Here is an 18153-nt window from a genome sequence, read left to right as displayed (position 1 = left end):
TCAGTCAGCACTCGATGACGTTGACGGCCAAGCCGCCGCGGGCGGTCTCCTTGTACTTGGTGCTCATGTCGCGGCCGGTGTCGCGCATGGTCTTGATCGCCTTGTCGAGGCTGACCTTGTGGCTGCCGTCGCCGTTGATGGCGAGGCGGGCCGCATTGATCGCCTTCACCGACGCGATCGCGTTCCGCTCGATGCAGGGGATCTGGACCAGCCCGCCGACGGGATCGCAGGTGAGCCCGAGGTTGTGCTCGATGCCGACCTCCGCGGCGTTCTCGACCTGGGCCGGGCTGCCGCCGAGGACCTCCGCGAGCCCTCCGGCGGCCATCGAGCACGCCGATCCGACCTCGCCCTGGCAGCCGACCTCGGCACCGGAGATCGAGGCGTTGGTCTTGAACAGGATGCCGACGGCGGCCGCGGTGAGCAGATAGCGCACGATGCCGTCGTCGTCGGCGCCGGGGACGAACTTCACGTAGTAGTGGAGTACGGCGGGGATGATCCCCGCGGCGCCGTTGGTCGGCGCTGTGACGATCCGGCCGCCCGAGGCGTTCTCCTCGTTCACGGCGAGGGCGTAGAGGTTGACCCAGTCCATGACATGCAGCGGGTCGGCGTACCCCTGGGCCGTCAGGTCGCGGTAGAGGCCCGGTGCGCGACGCGGGACGCGCAGCCCCCCGGGCAGGACGCCCTCGCGGTGGTACCCGCTCCGGACGCACTCGGCCATCACCGACCAGAGGTGCAGCATCCCCTCGCGGATCTCGGACTCGGTGCGCCAGGCCGCCTCGTTGGCGAGCATCACCTGGCTGACCGGCAGGCCCTCGCGCTCGCAGATGGCGAGCAGCTCGGCCCCGGTGGTGAACGGGTAGCGGAGCGGGGTCTCGTCGACCACGACCCGGTCGGCACCGGTCGCCGCCTCGTCGACGACGAACCCGCCGCCGACCGAGTAGTAGGTGCGGAAGCTGATCTCGGCGTCGTCGGCGTCGTACGCCGCGAAGGTCATGCCGTTCGGGTGGGCCGGGAGGCTGCGGCGTCGATGCATCACGAGGTCGTCGTCCACGTCGAACGGGACCGTCGTCGTGCCGGCCAGCCGCAGGGACCCGGCGGCCCGGATCTCGTCGAGGCGACCCGCGGCCCGGTCGGTGTCGGTCGTCGCCGGGTCCTCGCCCTCGAGACCGAGGACGACGGCCTTGGGCGATCCGTGGCCATGACCCGTGGCGCCCAGCGAACCGAACAGCTCGGCCCGGATGCGGCGCACGTCGCCGAGGCGACCGGACTCGGCCAGCCCGTCGGCGAACCGTTTGGCCGCCCGCATCGGCCCGACCGTGTGGGACGACGACGGCCCGATGCCCACCGAGTACAGGTCGAACGCGGAGAGAGCCATCAGCGGGATCCTTTCGATACCTTGCGCGCGTGGGAGCGGAGCCGGGGGTGGTGTCGAGGGTCGTGGTCGTCGACCACTACGACTCCTACACCTGGAACCTGGTGCACCTGGTCGCGAGCGTCACCGGGTCGCTCCCGGACGTGGTCCAGCACGACGCCACCACGGCCGCGCACGTGCTCTCGTTCGACCACGTCGTGCTCTCGCCGGGGCCGGGTCATCCGGCCGACCCCGCCGACTTCTCGGTGGGTCGTGAGGTGCTGCTGGCGGCGAGCGTGCCGGTGCTCGGGGTGTGCCTGGGCATGCAGGGCCTGGTCACGACGTACGGCGGGGTGGTCGAGCGGGTCGAGCCCGCGCACGGCGAGGTCGCCGAGATCAGCCATGACGGGGCCGGGCTCTTCGCCGGCATCCCGTCGCCGTACGCCGCGGTCCGCTACCACTCGCTGGCCGCGACCCGCGTGCACGACGACCTGGTCGTCACCGCGACCTGCCCCGGGCCCGACGGCACGGGCGAGGTGGTGATGGGCGTGCGTCACCGGACCCTCCCGTTGCAGGGCGTGCAGTTCCACCCGGAGTCGGTGCTCAGCGAGCACGGCGCCCGGCTGGTCGCCAACTTCCTGGAGGTGGACCGATGAGCGACCCGGTCACCCGCTTCGCCGAGCTGGCAGCGACCCGCGACCGCTGCTTCTGGCTGGACGGCGGCGGCGCACGCCCCTGGTCGGGCCGGCGCTCGCTCCTCGGCTGGCTCGAGGAGGACGACGTCTCGCTGACGTACGACGCGGCGCGCGGCGAGGTCACCCGGCACGCCTCCGGTCGGTCCGAGGTGGTCGGGACCGACGTCTTCGCGGCGCTCGAGGAGCACCTGGCGACCGACCCGCCCGATGTGCACTGGGTCGGCTACTTCGGGTACGCGAGCCGGCCCGACCTCCCGGCGCTCGTCCGCCCCGACGCACCGATGCCGGACGCGGTGTGGATGCGGACCCGGCATGTGCAGGTCTTCCACCACCCCGAGGACCTCGTCGAGACCGAGGCCGCCCCGGTCGGGCGACTGCCCGACGTCGCCGTCCCGCATGAGTACGCCGCGGCGTTCGCCGAGGTGCAGGAGCAGCTCCGGGCGGGCAACAGCTACGAGGTCAACCTGACCCACCGGCTCGACGTCCAGAGCGACGTCGACCCGGTGACGGCCTACCTCCGGCTGCGGGCGGTGAACCCCGCGCCGTACGCCGGCTTCCTGCGGCACCACGGCCGGTGCCTGCTGAGCTCGTCGCCCGAGCGGTACGCCACGATCGACCGCGGGCGCACCCTGGAGACCAAGCCGATCAAGGGCACCACGCCCCGCGGAGCGACTCCCGAGGAGGACGAGCGCCTGCGGCGCCGGCTCGCCACGGATCCCAAGTTCCGTGCCGAGAACCTGATGATCGTCGACCTGCTCCGCAACGACATCGGGATGGTCGCCGAGCCCGGATCGGTCGAGGTGCCGGTGCTGATGGAGGTCGAGTCCTACCCGTCGGTCCATCAGCTGGTCTCGACCGTGCGCGGTCGGCTGCGCGACGACGTCACCACGATCGGGGCGCTGCGGGCGTTGTTCCCGGCCGGCTCGATGACGGGCGCCCCCAAGCTGCGGACGATGGAGGTGATCCGCGACGTCGAGGCGACCGCGCGCGGGGCCTACGCCGGCGCGTTCGGCTGGATCTCCGGAGCCGGCCTCGCCGACCTCGGCGTGGTGATCCGGACCCTCACCACGGCCGGCGACGGCAGCTGGGAGCTGGGCACCGGCGGCGCGATCACGGTCCGATCGGACGCGCACGAGGAGTACGCCGAGTCGCGCTGGAAGGCGGAACGGCTGTTGCGGGTGTTCGACTGACGTCATGGCGTGCTCACGGGCTGGGCGTCAGGACGCTCTCGAGCAGTCCGGCCAGGGCCGTGTCGAGCCGGCCGGTGCCGGTGGGCACCACGGTCAGCGGCAGCCCGATGCGGTCCGCCGCCTGCTGGGCGAGCGTGCGCAGCTCGGCGTCCGGCTCCTGCGCCAGCCAGACGACCCGCGTGTAGTGGCCGAAGTAGTCGTCGCGCAGCTCGGGCCAGCGGTCGAGACCGAGCTCGCGTACGACGGTCCGTTCGAAGGAGCGGACCAGGAAGTCGGTGAGGAGATAGGTGCCGGGCTCGGCGTCGAGCCGTTCGGCCAGCGCCGACTCCCCGTCGTACAGGTCGTAGCAGTGCAGCCCGGGCAGCCGCCGCAGCCCGAGCTCGTCGCACACCGCGTCGACCGCGCCGTACGTGCCGCAGTCGGCGTACCCCACCGCCACCGCGTCGTACGTCGCGGCCAGCTCGGTGGCCAGGCGGCGCACCTCCTCGGCGATCAGCTGCGGACGGTTGTGCAGGAGTGGAGGCAGCGGGTGGATGTCGACCGGCCAGTCGTGGCGCGCGACGATCGACGCCGCCGGCTGGGCCAGTGCGCCGCAGGCGACCAGGGCGACCCTGCCGGCACGGGGTCGGTCAGCTCGGGAACGCAAGGAGGTCGACGAACCGGTCGTTGAAGTCGGTTCGGTCGGAGAGCTCGACATAGGTCACCTCCTCGAGCAGGGCCAGCGCGCCGGCGCGCTCGCGGATCGAGAGCAGCGCCATCTTGGCGCCCTCGCCCGCGACGTTGCCGGCCGCGACGATGCGGAGCACCGGCAGCTGGGGTACCAGCCCGATGCGCACCGCCGACGCCGCGGACAGGTAGCTGCCGAACGAGCCGGCAAGCAGTACCTGCTGGATGTCGCGGTGCTCGAGCCCGAGCTCCTCCATCAGCAGCGTCCAGCCGGTCGAGATCGCGGCCTTGGCGAACTGGAGCTCGCGTACGTCGCGCTGCGTCAGCACGACTCCTTCCGTCGGATCCGCATCGAGGCGCTCGCGGTGGAGTACGAAGACCCGCTCCTTGCCGATGAAGGTGAGGCGGTCGGCCAGCCCGGGTGCGACCTCCTTGGCCACCTCGTCGGAGACGAAGCGACCACTCGCGTCGAGCAGGCCGACCTTGACCAGCTCGGCGACCGCGTCGACGAGACCGGAGCCGCAGAGGCCGCGCGGTGGCACGTCGCCGATCACGCCGAGCTCGACGTCGGGGTCGTCGGGTGCGAGCTTGACGACCTCGATGGCACCCTCGGCCGCGCGCATCCCGCATCGGATCGCGCCGCCCTCGAAGGCCGGCCCGGCCGGCGCTGCCGTCGAGAGGATCCGCTCGCCGTCGCTGAGGACGATCTCGCAGTTCGTACCGACGTCGATGAACAACCGCACCCGCTTGTCGCGGTCCATGCCGGTGGCGAGCATGCCGGCGACGATGTCGCCGCCGACGTACGCCCCGAGGGCCGGGAACAGCGCGACGCGCGCCCCGGGGTGGAGCTTCAGGCCGATCTCGCCGGCGAGCACGGTCGGCGGCGTCGCCGTGGTCTGGACGAACGGCGCGACGCCGAGCGGCTCGGGGTCGATGCCGAGGGCCAGCGCGGTCATCGTCGCGTTGCCCGCGAGCGCCGCCTCGTAGACGTGCTGCGGGTCGACCCCGCCCTCGCGGCAGACCTGCTCGGCCAGCTCGGAGAGGGTCTGGCCGGCGGCGTCCTGGAGCCGGCCGAGGGCGGCCGGGTCCATCATGGTCGCGCTGATCCGGGAGATCACGTCGCCGCCGAACGGCTGCTGCTTGTTGAGCATCGAGGCGACCGCGACCGGCGTGCCGGTCACCAGGTCGAGCAGGGTGGCGACGACCGTCGTGGTGCCCAGGTCGAACGCGATCGCGTGCCGGACGGCGGTCGTGTCACCCGGCTCGACGTCGATCAGGGCCTCGTCGACGACGACGGCGGTCACCTTGAAGTCCGCCTGCCGCAGCACGCCGGCGAGTCGGCGCAGGGCATGGAGGTCGGCCACCGGCTCGAGGTCGTCGATCGCCTCGAGGAGCCGGTCGAGGTCGGGACGCTGGTCCTCGAGGGTCGGCTCGGAGAGCTCGACGTACCGCTTCTGGACCGCGGGCCGCAGGATCACCTGGCGGCCGACGCCGACGGTCGCGGCCTTCGGCCGCGTGGTCAGCGGCGGTACGACGACATCGTGGTCGCGGGTCGCCTGGACCAGGCAGGCGAGCCGCCATCCGTCGTCGATCTCTCGCGGGGTGAAGGTGCGCGCGTCGTGCCGGGTGACCGCGGTGGCCGGCGAGACGCGCACCTTGCACTTGTGACAGGTGCCGTGCCCGCCGCACGTGGAGTCGATCGCGATGCCGTTCCACGACGCGGAGTCGAAGACGCTGACGCCCGGCGGCACCCGCACCTGGCGCTGCGCCGGCGGCGCCTCCTTGTCCTCGACGGTGAAGGACAGCTGGACCCGGCCGGTGCCGTCGTGCGCGGCCGGCTCGACGCCGGCCGGGGCGAGCAGCCCCTCCCGACGCACGGCGTCGAGCGAGAACTCCGGTCGCTCCGGCTCACTGTCGGTCATGCCGTCCTCACGCACCACTCCTCACGCGGACGCGGCCTGCTTCGCGCGGTGGGCGGAGATCCAGGCCGTCCCCCAGTCGTCGTGGTCGAGGAACACGTCCGCGGCCTTGATCGCGTCGACGATCTGCGGCGTGCGGGCGTCCATGATCGCGCTGGTCAGCCCGGAGGCCATCGCCATCGGCAGCCAGGCCGCACCCAGCGTGTGCCGATCGGGCATCCCGAACGACACGTTGGACGCGCCGCAGGTCATGTTCACGCCGAACTGGTCGCGGATCCGGCGCATGCACTCCATGGTCACCACGGAGGTCGTGGTGTCCGCGCCGATCGGCATCGCCAGCGGGTCGATCAGGATGTCGGCCGCGTCGAGGCCGTACTCCCCGGTGGCGACCCGGATGATCTTCTCGGTGAGGGCGAGCCGCTTGTCGGCCTCCATCGGGATCTCGTCGTGGTCGTTGGGCAGGGCGATGACCGCTGCGCCGTACTTCTTGACCAGCGGGAGGATGGCGGCGAGGCGGTCGTCCTCGGCGGTCACCGAGTTCACGAGGGCGCGGCCCTGATAGACCGAGAGACCGGCTTCGAGCGCCTCGACCACGGAGGAGTCGATGCAGATCGGCAGGTCGGTCAGCGACTGCACGAGCGTGATGGCCTTGGCCAGCAGCTCGGGCTCGTCGGTGAGCGGCACGCCCATGTTCACGTCGAGGACGTCGGCGCCGCCCTCGACCTGGGCGACCACGTCGCGCTCGATCGCGGACAGGTCGCCGGCCCGTAGCTGATCCTGGAAGATCCGTCGGCCGGTCGGGTTGATCCGCTCGCCGATCAGGCAGAAGCGGCGGCCGTGCCCGATCACGACCTCCTTGGTGGCGCTGCGGAGCACGGTCTCCTTGGTCTCCGCGTTCGTGCCCGTCATGCCATCGCCTTGGCACGGCGCTGGTTGAGGAGGTCCTTGGCGCGCTTGACCGTGGCCGAGGCGTCCGCGGCGTACCCGTCGGCACCGACGGCGTCGGCGTACTCCTGGGTGACCGGGGCACCGCCGACCATGATCACCACGGACTCGCGCAGGCCGGCCTTCTCGAGCGCGTTGATGTTGGCCTTGAACATCGGCATCGTCGTGGTGAGGAACGCCGAGAAGCCGACGATGTCGGGGTGGTGCTCCTCGATCGCGGAGACGAACTTCTCCGGGGCCACCTGGACGCCGAGGTCGATCACCTCGAAGCCGGCGCCCTCGAGCATGATGTTGACGAGGTTCTTGCCGATGTCGTGCACGTCGCCCTTGACCGTGCCCATCAGGAACTTGCCGACTGTCTCGACGCCGGTCTCGGCCAGCAGCGGGCGCAGCCGCTCCATCGCACCGGCCATCGCCCGGCCGGCGATCAGCATCTCGGGGACGAAGAAGTCGCCACGCTCGAAGCGGGCTCCGACCTCCTCCAGGGAAGGGATCAGCGCGTCGAAGAGCAGGGTCTGGGGCTCCATGCCGAGCGTCAGACCCGCCTCGGTGAGCTCGAGGACGCGGGGGGCGTTGCCGACCAGCGTCTCGTCGTAGAGGCCTTGGAGGATCTCCTCGGGTGTGTTCATGCAACGCCTTCCTTCGTGACGTGATGGGTGTTGCCGTGGAGCACCGCGGCGACCTCGGCCGCGCGGGTGACCAGGTTCCGGCCGAGCTCCTCGGTCCGGTCCTCGAGGCGGCTGGTGGGACCCGAGATCCCGAGAGCGGCCACGACGTCATCGTGCGCGCCGTGGACCGGAACGGCGATGCCGGTGAGCCCGACCTCGAGCTCGTCGACGGTCACGGCATAGCCGCGCCGGCGCGCAGCGGCGCCGTCGCGATCGAGCTGCGCGTGGGTTGTCAGGGTCTCCGGCGTGAGTCGAGCGACGTCGTGCCGGGGTACGTCGAGGACGCCCCACGCGAGGAACACCTTGCCGAGGGCGGACGTGTGGTTGGGCACGTCGACCTGCGTCCAGTCCCGCGTCCCGAGCAGGTAGCGCGAGTCCACCTGGGCGACCTGCACGACCTTGTCGCCGCGCACCACCGACAGGTGCACGGTCTCCTGGGTGTCGCTGCCGACCCGCTCCATGACCGGGCGGGCGATCCGGACCAGCTCCTCCCACGGGTCGTGCCGGGCGGCGTACAGCCAGAAGAGACGGCCGGCGACGTACCCGCCGGTGTCGTCGCGCTCCAGCAGCCCGCCGCGCTCGAGGGCGGCGAGGATCCGCGAGGTCGTCGACTTGGCCAGCCCGGACGTCTCCTGCAGATCCGCGAACGACAGCGGCTCGTCGCCCTGGACCACCATGGACGCGAGCTGCACGGCACGGTCGAGTGCCTGTGTCCCGCTGCTCGCCGGCTCGGTCACCGCAAAACTCACCTCGCAGAAGGTCTTTCGTGATGGTTCCATGATGTGGAACTGTGGTCCCACATCATGAGGTTAGACAGGAGGATCGATGTTCCGCAACCGGATGCCCCGCTACGAGGTGCTCTCCGAGGACGCGATGGCCACCCTCGACCAGGGCTGGCGTCGGCTGATGTCCGAGATCGGCGTCGAGTTCATGGACGACCGCGCCCTCGACCTGTTCCGTAGGGCCGGGCAGAAGGTGGAGGACCGCACCGTCTTCCTCGACCCCGACTTCGTCCTCGAGCAGGTCGCGAAGGCGCCGAGCGAGTTCGACCTGCAGGCCCGCAACCCCGAGAACACCGTGCACATCGGCGCGGACGCGATGGCCTTCGGTGCGGTCTACGGCCCGCCGTTCGTCCGCGAGGGCGAGGTACGTCGCGACGGCACGATGGAGGACTTCCGGAACTTCTCCCGGCTGGCCCAGAGCTTCCCCGTGCTCGACAGCGCGGGTGGTGTCGTCACCGAGCCGAACGACACCCCGCTCGACAGCCGCCACCTCGACATGGTCTATGCGCTGCAGACGCTGACCGACAAGATCTACATGGGCAACGTCGTCAGCGGCACGAACGCCGCCGACACGATCGCGATGACCGAGATCCTGTTCGGCTCCCGGGAGACGATCGAGGAGACGCCGGCGATCATCTCGCTGATCAACTGCAACAGCCCGCTGCGCTGGGACGACCGGATGCTCGAGGCACAGTTCGAGTACACCGCCGCCAACCAGCCCGTCGTGCTCACGCCGTTCATCCTGATGGGGGCGATGTCGCCGGTGACGATCCCGGCTGCGCTGGTCCAGCAGATCACGGAGGCGCTGTCCGGCATCGCGCTGTCCCAGCTGATCCGCCCGGGCGCCCCGGTGGTCTTCGGCTCGTTCCTCTCCAACATCGACATGCAGTCCGGGTCCCCGACGTTCGGGACGCCGGAGTCCGGGATCGGCCTGCTCTGCACCGGCCAGATCGCGCGCCACTTCAACCTGCCCTTCCGCACCGGCGGCGGCCTGACCTCCTCGCAGGTCCCCGACGCGCAGGCCGGCTACGAGGCGCTGATGACGCTGCTGCCGACGTTCCTGGCGGGCGCCAACTGGGTGATGCACTCCGCCGGCTGGCTGGAGGGTGGCCTGGTCGCCGGGTTCGAGAAGTTCGTCATCGACGTCGAGCTGGTGCAGATGCTCCAGCACGAGTTCACCCCGCTGGAGATCGACGAGGCCTCGATGGCCTTCGGCGCCCACGAAGAGGTCGGGCACGGCGGACACTTCCTCGGCGCGGCGCACACGATGGAGCGTTTCCGCACCTGCTTCTACCGGCCGATGCTCTCCTCCTCGGAGAACTACGAGCGCTGGATGCGCAACGGCGCCAAGGACACCGCGACCCGCGCGGGCGAGATCTACAAGCAGAAGCTGGAGGAGTACGAGCCCCCACCGCTGGACGACGCCGTCCGCGAGGAGCTCGAGGCCTACGTGAACCGCCGCCGCACGGAGCTGGGGGACTGACCCCTCAATGACGACCTCGACCGTCGAGCCGCTCGGCGACTACGTGCTGACGCTGGCGTGCGTCGACCAGCCCGGCATCGTGCATGCCGTCACCTCCTTCCTCCTGGAGAACGGCGGCAACATCCGCGAGAGCCAGCAGTTCGGTGATCGCGAGAGTGGTCGCTTCTTCATGCGGATCGACTTCGAGACCGCACGGGCGTCCGACGCCGGCACGCTGCACGAGGCGTTCGCGCCGACGGCGGCGCAGTTCGCGATGAGCTACGACCTGTGGTCGGCCCAGGCGCCGTACCGCACGTTGATCATGTGCTCCAAGCAGCTGCACTGCCTCAACGACCTGCTGTTCCGAACGTCGACGGGCGACCTCCAGATCGAGGTGCCGCTGGTGGTCTCCAACCACCGCGACGCCGAGCCGATGGCGCGGCACTACGGCGTCGACTTCCACCACATCCCGATCACGCCCGACACCAAGGCCCAGGCGGAGGCCGAGCTGATGGGACTGGTCGACGATCTCGACATCGACCTGGTCGTGCTGGCCCGCTACATGCAGATCCTGTCCGACGACCTGTGCCGGCATCTGAGCGGCCGTGCGATTAACATCCACCACTCGTTCCTGCCGAGCTTCAAGGGCGCCAAGCCGTACCACCAGGCCTTCGACCGCGGCGTGAAGCTGATCGGCGCGACCGCCCACTACGTCACCGGAGACCTCGACGAGGGCCCGATCATCGAGCAGGACGTCACGCGTGTCGACCACACGCTGAGCCCCGACCAGCTGGTGGCGTCCGGCCGCGATGTCGAGGCGCAGGTACTGTCGCGCGCCGTTCGCTGGCACTCCCAGACCCGGATTCTGCTCAACGGAAGCCGTACGGTGGTGTTCCGCTGACACCGAGTCGGCCGCAAAACAGGCATCACGTTCACTCCGAGCCGGTGTTTGTTGCGTGTTGCGGGACATGTCGCGCGATGCGCAACTCATGACCTAGGCTGCGCCCCATGTCGGCGGTGCCAGACGCCCCACCACCTGCCGGGACCGCTGCCCCGGTGCAGTCGGTCGACCGGGCGATCACGATCCTGGAGCTGCTCGCGCACGACGGCGAGTCCAGCGTCACCGAGATCGCCGGCGGGCTCGGCGTCCACAAGTCCACCGCGTTCCGTCTGCTGGCCACGCTCGAGGCGCATCGCCTGGTCGAGCAGATCAACGACCGCGGCCGCTACCGGCTCGGCGTCGGCAACCTGCGGCTGGCCGGCGCCACCACTGCCAGGCTCGACGTGGTCACCGAGGCACGGCCCGTGTCGCGGCAGCTGGCGACCGACACCGGCGAGACCGTCAACATCACCGTGCGGTCGGACACCTCTGCCCTGTACCTCGACCAGGCCGCCGGGTCCTCGGCGCTGCAGTCCCACAACTGGGTGGGCCAACGGATCCCGCTGCACGCCACCAGCAACGGCAAGGTGCTGATCAGCGAGCTCGCCGAGGAGGACCTCGCGCAGGCGCTGCCGGACCTGCCCCGTTTCACAGACTTGACGATCACGTCGCGGCGCAAGCTCCTCGACGAGCTCGCCGAGGTACGGCGACTCGGGTACGCACTCGCGGTCGACGAGCTCGAGCTCGGCCTGACCGCTGCGGCGGCGCCGATCCGCAGCGCCCACGGCGACATCATCGCCTCGATGAGCATCTCCGGACCCACCTTCCGGCTGGACGACGGGCGTCTCGCCGAGGCCGTGCCGATGGTGGTCGCGGCCGCGCTCGAGGTCTCGCACCGCCTCGGGTGGGGGCGGCGCAGCTGACCGTCCTGATCGCGAAGCCGCCGCCCCTCTCCCCAAGGGCACGGCGGGGTGACAATGTGGTCGTGACCCTTGACGTGTGGCCTAGGTCACCTATCCTCCGTTCATAGGGATCGTTGCGACATAAGCACCGAGTTGCAGATCACGCAACTCGCCTTCCCTGTCGCAAAATGTGGGAAGAAGGCGCGGCAGATGCCAGAGCTCTTCGTGGACGGGGTCTGGGAGGAAGCGTCGGCCGGCGGCCGGCGCGCCATCCACTGCCCCGCCGACGGGTCGCTGGTGGGCGAGGTCGACGAGGCCACCGCCGCCGACACCGAGCGGGCGATCGCCGCGGCGTACCGCGCCTTCCACGAGGGCCCATGGCCGGCCACGTCGGCGCGCGAGCGCGGCGACCTGCTGCTGCGCACGGCCGATCTGCTCGAGCGGGACACGGAGACCGTGGCCCTCGCCGAGTCGCAGGACACCGGCAAGCGCCTGGTCGAGAGCCGGTACGACGTGGCCGACGTGGTGGCGGTGCTCCGGTACTACGGCCGGGTCGCGGCGGAGGACGCCGGCCGCGTGGTCGACACCGGGAACCCCGACGTGGTCAGCCGGATCGTGCACGAGCCGGTGGGTGTGTGCGGGCTGATCGCGCCGTGGAACTACCCGCTGCTCCAGGCGTCCTGGAAGGTCGCGCCCTGCCTGGCCGCCGGCAACACGTTCGTGCTGAAGCCGAGCGAGCTCACGCCGCACACCTCGATCCACTTGATGCGCCTGCTGGCCGAGGCCGGGCTCCCGGCCGGCGTCGGCAACCTGGTGCTGGGCGCCGGCCCCGACGCGGGTGCGCCCCTGGCCACCGACCCCCGCGTCGACCTCGTCTCGTTCACCGGCGGCGTGCAGACCGGCCGCGGGATCATGGCCGCTGCCGCCGCGACCGTGAAGCGAGTGGCCCTCGAGCTCGGCGGCAAGAACCCCAACATCGTGTTCGCGGACGCCGACGTCGACGTCGCCCTCGACTACGCGCTGACCGCCGTCTTCCTGCACTCCGGGCAGGTGTGCTCGGCCGGCGCGCGGCTGCTCGTCGAGGAGTCGCTGCACGACCGCCTCGTCGACGCCCTGGTCGAGCGGGCGCAGATGATCCGCCTCGGCGGCCCGCACGACGAGAAGGCCGAGACCGGAGCGCTGATCAGCAGCGCACACCGCGACAAGGTGGCGGCGTACGTCGCAGCCGGCGTCGCCGAGGGTGCGGTCCTCCGCTGCGGCGGCGCCGCGCCCGACGACCCGGCCCTGGCCGACGGGTTCTACTACCTGCCCACCGTCCTCGACGGGTGCACCAGCAGCATGAGCGTCACCCAGAACGAGTCCTTCGGCCCGGTGCTCACCGTCGAGACCTTCAACAGCGAGGACGAGGCGGTCGCGATCGCCAACGACTCGACGTACGGCCTGGCGGGCGCGGTCTGGACCCAGGACGCCGGCAAGGCGCAGCGGGTCGCGGCCCGGATGCGGATGGGCACGGTGTGGATCAACGACTACCACCCGTACGTGCCGCAGGCCGAGTGGGGCGGGTACAAGCAGTCCGGGTTCGGCCGGGAGCTCGGGGAGGTGGGTCTGGCGGAGTACCGCGAGACCAAGCACGTCTGGCACAACATCCGGCCGTCCGAGCAGCGATGGTTCGACGGCGCATCCGATGGCCCCGACGGTGCGGGGTGAGGCGATGACGGACCGGTACGACGTGGTGATCGTGGGCGGCGGGTCGGCCGGCTGCGCCTTGGCCAACCGACTCTCCGCGGACCCCGGCACCAGCGTGCTGCTCCTCGAGGCCGGCCGGTCCGACTTCAAGATCGACCCGTTCATCCACATGCCCGCGGCGCTGACGATCCCCATCGGGAACCGGCTCTACGACTGGAAGTACGAGTCCGACCCGGAGCCCCACATGAACGGGCGCCGCATCTACCACGCCCGCGGCAAGGTGCTCGGCGGCTCGAGCAGCATCAACGGGATGATCTTCCAGCGCGGCAACCCGCTCGACTATGAGCGCTGGGCGGCCGAGCCGGGCATGAAGGAGTGGGACTACGCCCACTGCCTGCCGTACTTCAAGCGGATGGAGACGGTGCTCCTCCCCGACGGCCGGGTCGGCGCCGACGACTGGCGCGGCGGCGACGGACCGCTGGTCCTGGAGCGCGGCCCCGCCGAGAACCCGCTCTTCGGTGCGTTCTTCCAGGCCGCCCAGGATGCCGGCTACCCGCTCACCGACGACGTGAACGGCTACCGCCAAGAAGGGTTCGCCAGGTTCGACCGCAACCTCCACCGGGGCCGTCGCCTCTCGGCTGCCCGGGCGTACCTGCACCCGGTGAAGAGCCGGAAGAACCTCACCGTGCACACGCTGTCCTTCGTCACCGGCGTCCGGTTCCGGGGCAAGCGCGCGGTCGGCGTCGACTACCAGCGCGGCGGCCGCCTCCGCCGTCAGGTCGACGCCGGCGAGGTGATCCTCTGCGGAGGAGCGATCAACACGCCTCAGCTCCTGCAGCTGTCGGGCGTCGGGAACGCCGACGACCTCGGGAAGCTCGGCATCGACGTGGTCGCGGACGTACCGGGTGTCGGCCAGAACCTCCAGGACCACCTCGAGGTCTACGTCCAGTACGCCTCCAAGCAACCCGTCTCGATCGCCCCGGGGCTGCGCCTGCGGGCCCGCCCCGGCATCGGCTACCAGTGGCTGGTCCACCGGCGCGGGCTCGGTGCCACCAACCACTTCGAGGGCGGCGGCTTCGTCCGGAGCAACGACGACGTCGACTACCCGAACCTGATGTTCCACTTCCTGCCCGTCGCCATCAGGTACGACGGAAGCACTCCGGCCGAGGGCCACGGCTACCAGGTGCACATCGGTCCGATGTACGCCGACACCCGCGGCCACGTGAAGATCCGCTCGACCGACCCGCGCCAGCACCCGTCGATGCTCTTCAACTACCTGTCGACCCCGACCGACCGCAAGGAGTGGGTCGAGGCGATCCGGGTCGCGCGCGACATCCTCAACCAGCCAGGCCTCGCGCCGTACAACGCAGGGGAGATCTCCCCCGGACCCTCGGTCGACAGCGAGGACGAGATCCTCGAGTGGGTCGCCCGCGACGCGGAGACCGCGCTCCACCCGTCGTGCACGGCCAAGATGGGGATCGAGGACGACGCCGTCGTCGACCCCACCACCATGGGAGTGCACGGGCTCGAAGCACTGCGTGTCGTGGACGCGTCGGTCTTCCCCTTTGTCACCAACGGCAACATCTACGCGCCGGTGATGATGGTGGCCGAGAAGTCGGCCGACCTGATCAGTGGCAACACCCCGCTGCCCGCCCTCGACGTCCCGTACTACCGGCATCGCGACCGCATGCCGCTCTACCCACCCGGCGACGCGCGCAACGCGGCCGCCACCGACGGGCCGGCCGACCCGGCCGGCCCGGCCGACAAGGAGGTCACCCGATGACCGCGCCCACGATGGAACCCGAGCACCGTCAGGCCACCGCCGGCAGCGCCGGCGACGCCGCTCTCAAGGTCGACGCGCTCTGGAAGATCTTCGGTGCCCGCGCCGACAAGATCATCGGCACGCCCGACGCCGACCTCTCGCGCAAGGACCTGCAGGAGAAGACGGGCTGCGTGATGGCGGTGAAGGACGTCTCGTTCGAGGTCGCTCCGCGCGAGGTGTTCGTGGTCATGGGTCTGTCCGGGTCGGGAAAGTCCACGCTGGTCCGGATGCTGACCCGGCTGATCGAGCCGACGGCGGGCTCGGTCCACCTCGGTGGTGAAGAGATCACGACGTGTGACGAGAAGGCGTTGCGCGAGCTGCGGCGCAAGCGTGTGGGCATGGTGTTCCAGCACTTCGGCCTGCTCCCCCACCGTCAGGTGATCGACAACGTCGGGTTCGGGCTGGAGGTGCGTGGCGACGACCGCGGGAAACGACGCGGACGTGCGCAGGAGATGGTCGACCTGGTCGGTCTGAGCGGCTACGAACGCTCCTACCCCGACCAGCTGTCCGGTGGCATGCAGCAACGTGTCGGACTGGCTCGCGCACTCGCCTCAGACCCCGACGTACTCCTGTTCGACGAGCCGTTCTCCGCGCTCGACCCGCTGATCCGGCGCGACATGCAGAACGAGGTCATCCGGCTGCACCACGAGGTCGGCAAGACCATGGTGTTCATCACCCACGACCTCGCCGAGGCGCTCAAGCTCGGCGACCGGATCCTGATCATGCGCGACGGCGCGGTCGTCCAGGTCGGCCGGCCCGACGAGGTGGTCGGCGCACCGGCGGACGACTACGTCAAGGACTTCGTCTCCGACGTCCCGAAGTCCCACGTCCTGACGTTGCGCTGGGTGATGCGCGACCCGAAGCCCGGCGAGGCGGAGGGCGGACCGTCCCTGCCGGCCGAGACCATCGTCCGTGAAGCCGCACGCGCCGTGCTCGCCGCCGACGGTCCCGTCCGCGTGGTCGAGGGCGACCGGGTCGTGGGCGTCGTCGACGATGAGGACATCCTCCGGGTCGTGGTCGCGGAGGATGTCGAGTCGTGACCGCCGTCGAGACCGCCCCCGAGCCTTCGGCGACGCCGCCCCCGAAGGAGGAGCAGCCGCGCGCCGTCGCGCGAGACAAGCGCCACACCGGGTGGAAGCTGCTCGCGATCGCCGTCGTGTGGGTCGTGGGCTGGTCCCTGCTCAAGGGCCAGAACACGCTGTACGTGCCGTTCCAGCAGCTCAACGGCTTCGACACCTGGATCAACGGTCTCCGCGACGACATCCAGGCAGCGGCCCAGACCAACTGGTTCTTCCACGGCGTCATCGGCAACATCTCCGACTTCTTCAACTGGCTGGTGACCCAGATCCAGCAGCTGGTCAGCATCCCCTCGCCCCCGCGCCCCGTCCCCGAGATCGGATGGCTCGGCGTCGTGGCCCTGCTCGGGTGGGTCGGTCTGGCGGCCGCCGGCGTCCGATGGGCCGGGTTGGTCATGGTGACCGTCCTGCTCTTCGGCCTCTGCGGCTTCTGGCAGGACGGCGTCGACACGTTGATCATCACCGTGATCGCGGTCGTCACCTGCATCGTGATCGGGATTCCCCTCGGCATCGCGATGGCACGACGCAAGTGGCTCTCCCCGGCGATCACGCCGGTGCTCGACATCATGCAGACGATGCCCTCGTTCGCCTATCTGGCTCCCTTGGCCCTGATCTTCGGGATCGGCGCCTCGTCGGCGGTGGTGCTCACGATCATCTACGCCCTGCCGCCGCTGGTCCGCATCACCGAGCACGGCATCCGGACCGTGCCGGACACCACGATCGAGGCGGCGGGCTCCATGGGCCTGACCAAGGGCCAGCTCCTGCGCAAGGTCCAGCTGCCGATGGCTCGGCGCACCATCGTCGTGGGCATCAACCAGTGCACGATGGCAGCGCTGTCGATGGCCGTGATCTCGGCCTTCGTCGCCGGGCCCGGTCTCGGACAGGACGTGATGAACGCGCTGCAGAACCTCGACGTCGGTACCGCGGCGGTCTCGGGCGGCCTGATCGTGATGATCGCGATCATGCTCGACCGCACCACCACTGCGGCCAGCGAGCGCCGCGAGCGCGTGCAGGGCCGGGTCGCCTCCGTCTCCGGCATGAGCGTGATGCTGACGAACGTCGTGCTCGAGCGGTTGCCGCGCTGGGCGAGCGAGGACGCCCGGGTGAGTCGCAGGCGGCCGTCGGCGCTGATGCGCCGGATCAGCCTGGGCCTGGTCGCGATCCCGGTCATCGTGTGCGTCTACCTGTCGCGGCAGTACCTCAACCTGGCCCAGTTCCCCGAGAGCTGGGATTTCGGGAGCGACATCGCGCAGAAGATCAACGACTTCGTCAACTGGTTCGTCAACCAGGTCGACACCGTCACGACCGCCTTCAAGAACCTCGTGACCTACGGCCTGCTGAACCCGCTCCAGGACCTGATGGCGCAGTCGCCGTGGTGGTTGATGGCCTTCGTCCTGCTGTCGGTCGGGTTCGTGCTCGGCGGCATCCGCGCCCTCGTGGCGGTCGCCGTCTGCGAGGCGATCATCCTCGGCACCGGGCTCTGGAACGACTCCATGATCACCCTGACCATGACCCTCGTCGCCACGATCCTGGTGATGATCATCGCGCTGGTCCTGGGCGTCGCGATGGGTCGTAACCGGATCGCGGACGTCACGATCCGTCCCTTCCTCGACACCTTCCAGACGATCCCGTCGTTCGTCTACCTGGTGCCGGCCCTGGCGCTGTTCGGTGTGGGCCGCTTCACCGCCATCGTGGCGGCGGTGGCGTACGGCGTACCGATCGCGACCAAGCTCGTGGCCGACGGCATCCGTGGCGTCTCGTCCACCACCGTCGAGGCGGCTCACGCCTCCGGCATCACCGGCTGGCAGATGATCCGCAAGGTCCAGATCCCGATGGCCCGCGAGTCCCTGGTGCTGGCCACCAACCAGGGCCTGCTGTATGTGCTCTCGGTCGTCGTCATCGGCGGACTGGTCGGCGGAGGCAGTCTGGGCTACCTCGTCGTCTCGGGCTTCTCACAGGACCAGCTCTTCGGCAAGGGGCTCGCCGCCGGCATCGCCATCACCGCACTGGGGGTGATGCTGGATCGAGTCGCGCGCTACTCCGCCGCCCGTTACGGCCGCGGCTGAACAGCATCACTCCTCTCGGACACCTCATAGGGAAGAAGGAAAC

At 70.3% G+C, this 18153-nt stretch carries 15 protein-coding genes; 9 read left to right on the top strand and 6 right to left on the bottom strand.

Annotated elements, in window-relative coordinates; translation table 11 throughout:
* Positions 1-4: 4 nt before the first annotated feature.
* Complete coding sequence (locus VGJ24_RS09540; RefSeq protein WP_331500316.1) at positions 5-1375, bottom strand: L-serine ammonia-lyase; 1371 nt, start codon at positions 1373-1375, stop codon at positions 5-7.
* A gap of 29 nt (positions 1376-1404) precedes the next feature.
* Here VGJ24_RS09540 and VGJ24_RS09535 point away from each other — a divergent pair, with 29 nt between their 5' ends.
* Both VGJ24_RS09535 and pabB read left to right on the top strand, forming a co-directional pair.
* The gene (locus VGJ24_RS09535) at positions 1405-2007 is read left to right on the top strand and encodes an aminodeoxychorismate/anthranilate synthase component II (protein WP_331500315.1); all 603 of its coding nucleotides are present in this window, start codon (positions 1405-1407) and stop codon (positions 2005-2007) included.
* Positions 2004-3236: an aminodeoxychorismate synthase component I gene (pabB, locus tag VGJ24_RS09530; protein WP_331500314.1), complete on the top strand. Its 1233-nt coding sequence runs from the start codon at positions 2004-2006 to the stop codon at positions 3234-3236. Before VGJ24_RS09535 ends, pabB begins: the two co-directional genes overlap by 4 nt.
* Positions 3237-3249: 13 nt before the next feature.
* Here the strand turns inward: pabB and VGJ24_RS09525 are convergent, their stop codons facing one another.
* The 5 genes from VGJ24_RS09525 to VGJ24_RS09505 are packed head-to-tail and all read right to left on the bottom strand — an operon-like array spanning position 3250 to position 8213.
* The gene (locus tag VGJ24_RS09525) at positions 3250-3882 is read right to left on the bottom strand and encodes a DUF1638 domain-containing protein (protein WP_331500313.1); all 633 of its coding nucleotides are present in this window, start codon (positions 3880-3882) and stop codon (positions 3250-3252) included.
* Positions 3866-5824: an ASKHA domain-containing protein gene (locus tag VGJ24_RS09520; protein WP_331500312.1), complete on the bottom strand. Its 1959-nt coding sequence runs from the start codon at positions 5822-5824 to the stop codon at positions 3866-3868. The genes VGJ24_RS09525 and VGJ24_RS09520 overlap by 17 nt, the downstream gene beginning before the upstream one ends.
* Positions 5825-5845: 21 nt before the next feature.
* Positions 5846-6730, bottom strand: a complete 885-nt coding sequence (locus VGJ24_RS09515; RefSeq protein WP_331500311.1) for a dihydropteroate synthase — start codon at positions 6728-6730, stop codon at positions 5846-5848.
* Entirely contained in the window at positions 6727-7395 is a 669-nt protein-coding gene (locus VGJ24_RS09510) for a corrinoid protein (protein ID WP_331500310.1), read from the bottom strand. The genes VGJ24_RS09515 and VGJ24_RS09510 overlap by 4 nt, the downstream gene beginning before the upstream one ends.
* Complete coding sequence (locus VGJ24_RS09505; protein WP_331500309.1) at positions 7392-8213, bottom strand: IclR family transcriptional regulator; 822 nt, start codon at positions 8211-8213, stop codon at positions 7392-7394. Before VGJ24_RS09505 ends, VGJ24_RS09510 begins: the two co-directional genes overlap by 4 nt.
* A gap of 46 nt (positions 8214-8259) precedes the next feature.
* On the opposite strand from VGJ24_RS09505, the gene VGJ24_RS09500 reads away from it, so the two are divergent.
* The 7 genes from VGJ24_RS09500 to VGJ24_RS09470 all read left to right on the top strand — a co-directional run bounded on the left by VGJ24_RS09500 (position 8260) and on the right by VGJ24_RS09470 (position 18110).
* A complete protein-coding gene (locus VGJ24_RS09500) occupies positions 8260-9699 on the top strand; it encodes a trimethylamine methyltransferase family protein (RefSeq protein ID WP_331500308.1) in 1440 nt (479 codons plus the stop codon).
* Between the two features lie 7 nt (positions 9700-9706).
* Positions 9707-10579, top strand: a complete 873-nt coding sequence (gene purU / locus VGJ24_RS09495) for a formyltetrahydrofolate deformylase (protein ID WP_331500307.1) — start codon at positions 9707-9709, stop codon at positions 10577-10579.
* Positions 10580-10686: 107 nt separating this feature from the next.
* A complete protein-coding gene (locus VGJ24_RS09490) occupies positions 10687-11481 on the top strand; it encodes an IclR family transcriptional regulator (protein ID WP_331500306.1) in 795 nt (264 codons plus the stop codon).
* Between the two features lie 189 nt (positions 11482-11670).
* Positions 11671-13167, top strand: a complete 1497-nt coding sequence (locus tag VGJ24_RS09485) for an aldehyde dehydrogenase family protein (RefSeq protein ID WP_331500305.1) — start codon at positions 11671-11673, stop codon at positions 13165-13167.
* Between the two features lie 4 nt (positions 13168-13171).
* Complete coding sequence (gene betA, locus VGJ24_RS09480; RefSeq protein WP_331500304.1) at positions 13172-14929, top strand: choline dehydrogenase; 1758 nt, start codon at positions 13172-13174, stop codon at positions 14927-14929.
* Positions 14926-16008 carry a betaine/proline/choline family ABC transporter ATP-binding protein gene (locus VGJ24_RS09475; RefSeq protein ID WP_331500303.1) on the top strand — a complete coding sequence of 361 codons (1083 nt, stop codon included), beginning with the start codon at positions 14926-14928 and terminating at the stop codon, positions 16006-16008. The genes betA and VGJ24_RS09475 overlap by 4 nt, the downstream gene beginning before the upstream one ends.
* A complete protein-coding gene (locus VGJ24_RS09470; RefSeq protein WP_331500302.1) occupies positions 16005-18110 on the top strand; it encodes an ABC transporter permease in 2106 nt (701 codons plus the stop codon). The genes VGJ24_RS09475 and VGJ24_RS09470 overlap by 4 nt, the downstream gene beginning before the upstream one ends.
* Positions 18111-18153 lie beyond the last annotated feature (43 nt).

Source organism: Nocardioides sp. (assembly GCF_036493135.1).
Taxonomy (GTDB): Bacteria; Actinomycetota; Actinomycetes; order Propionibacteriales; family Nocardioidaceae; genus Nocardioides.
The sequence above is the reverse complement of the archived record's forward strand: the minus strand, read 5'-3'. Positions and strand labels throughout refer to the sequence as shown.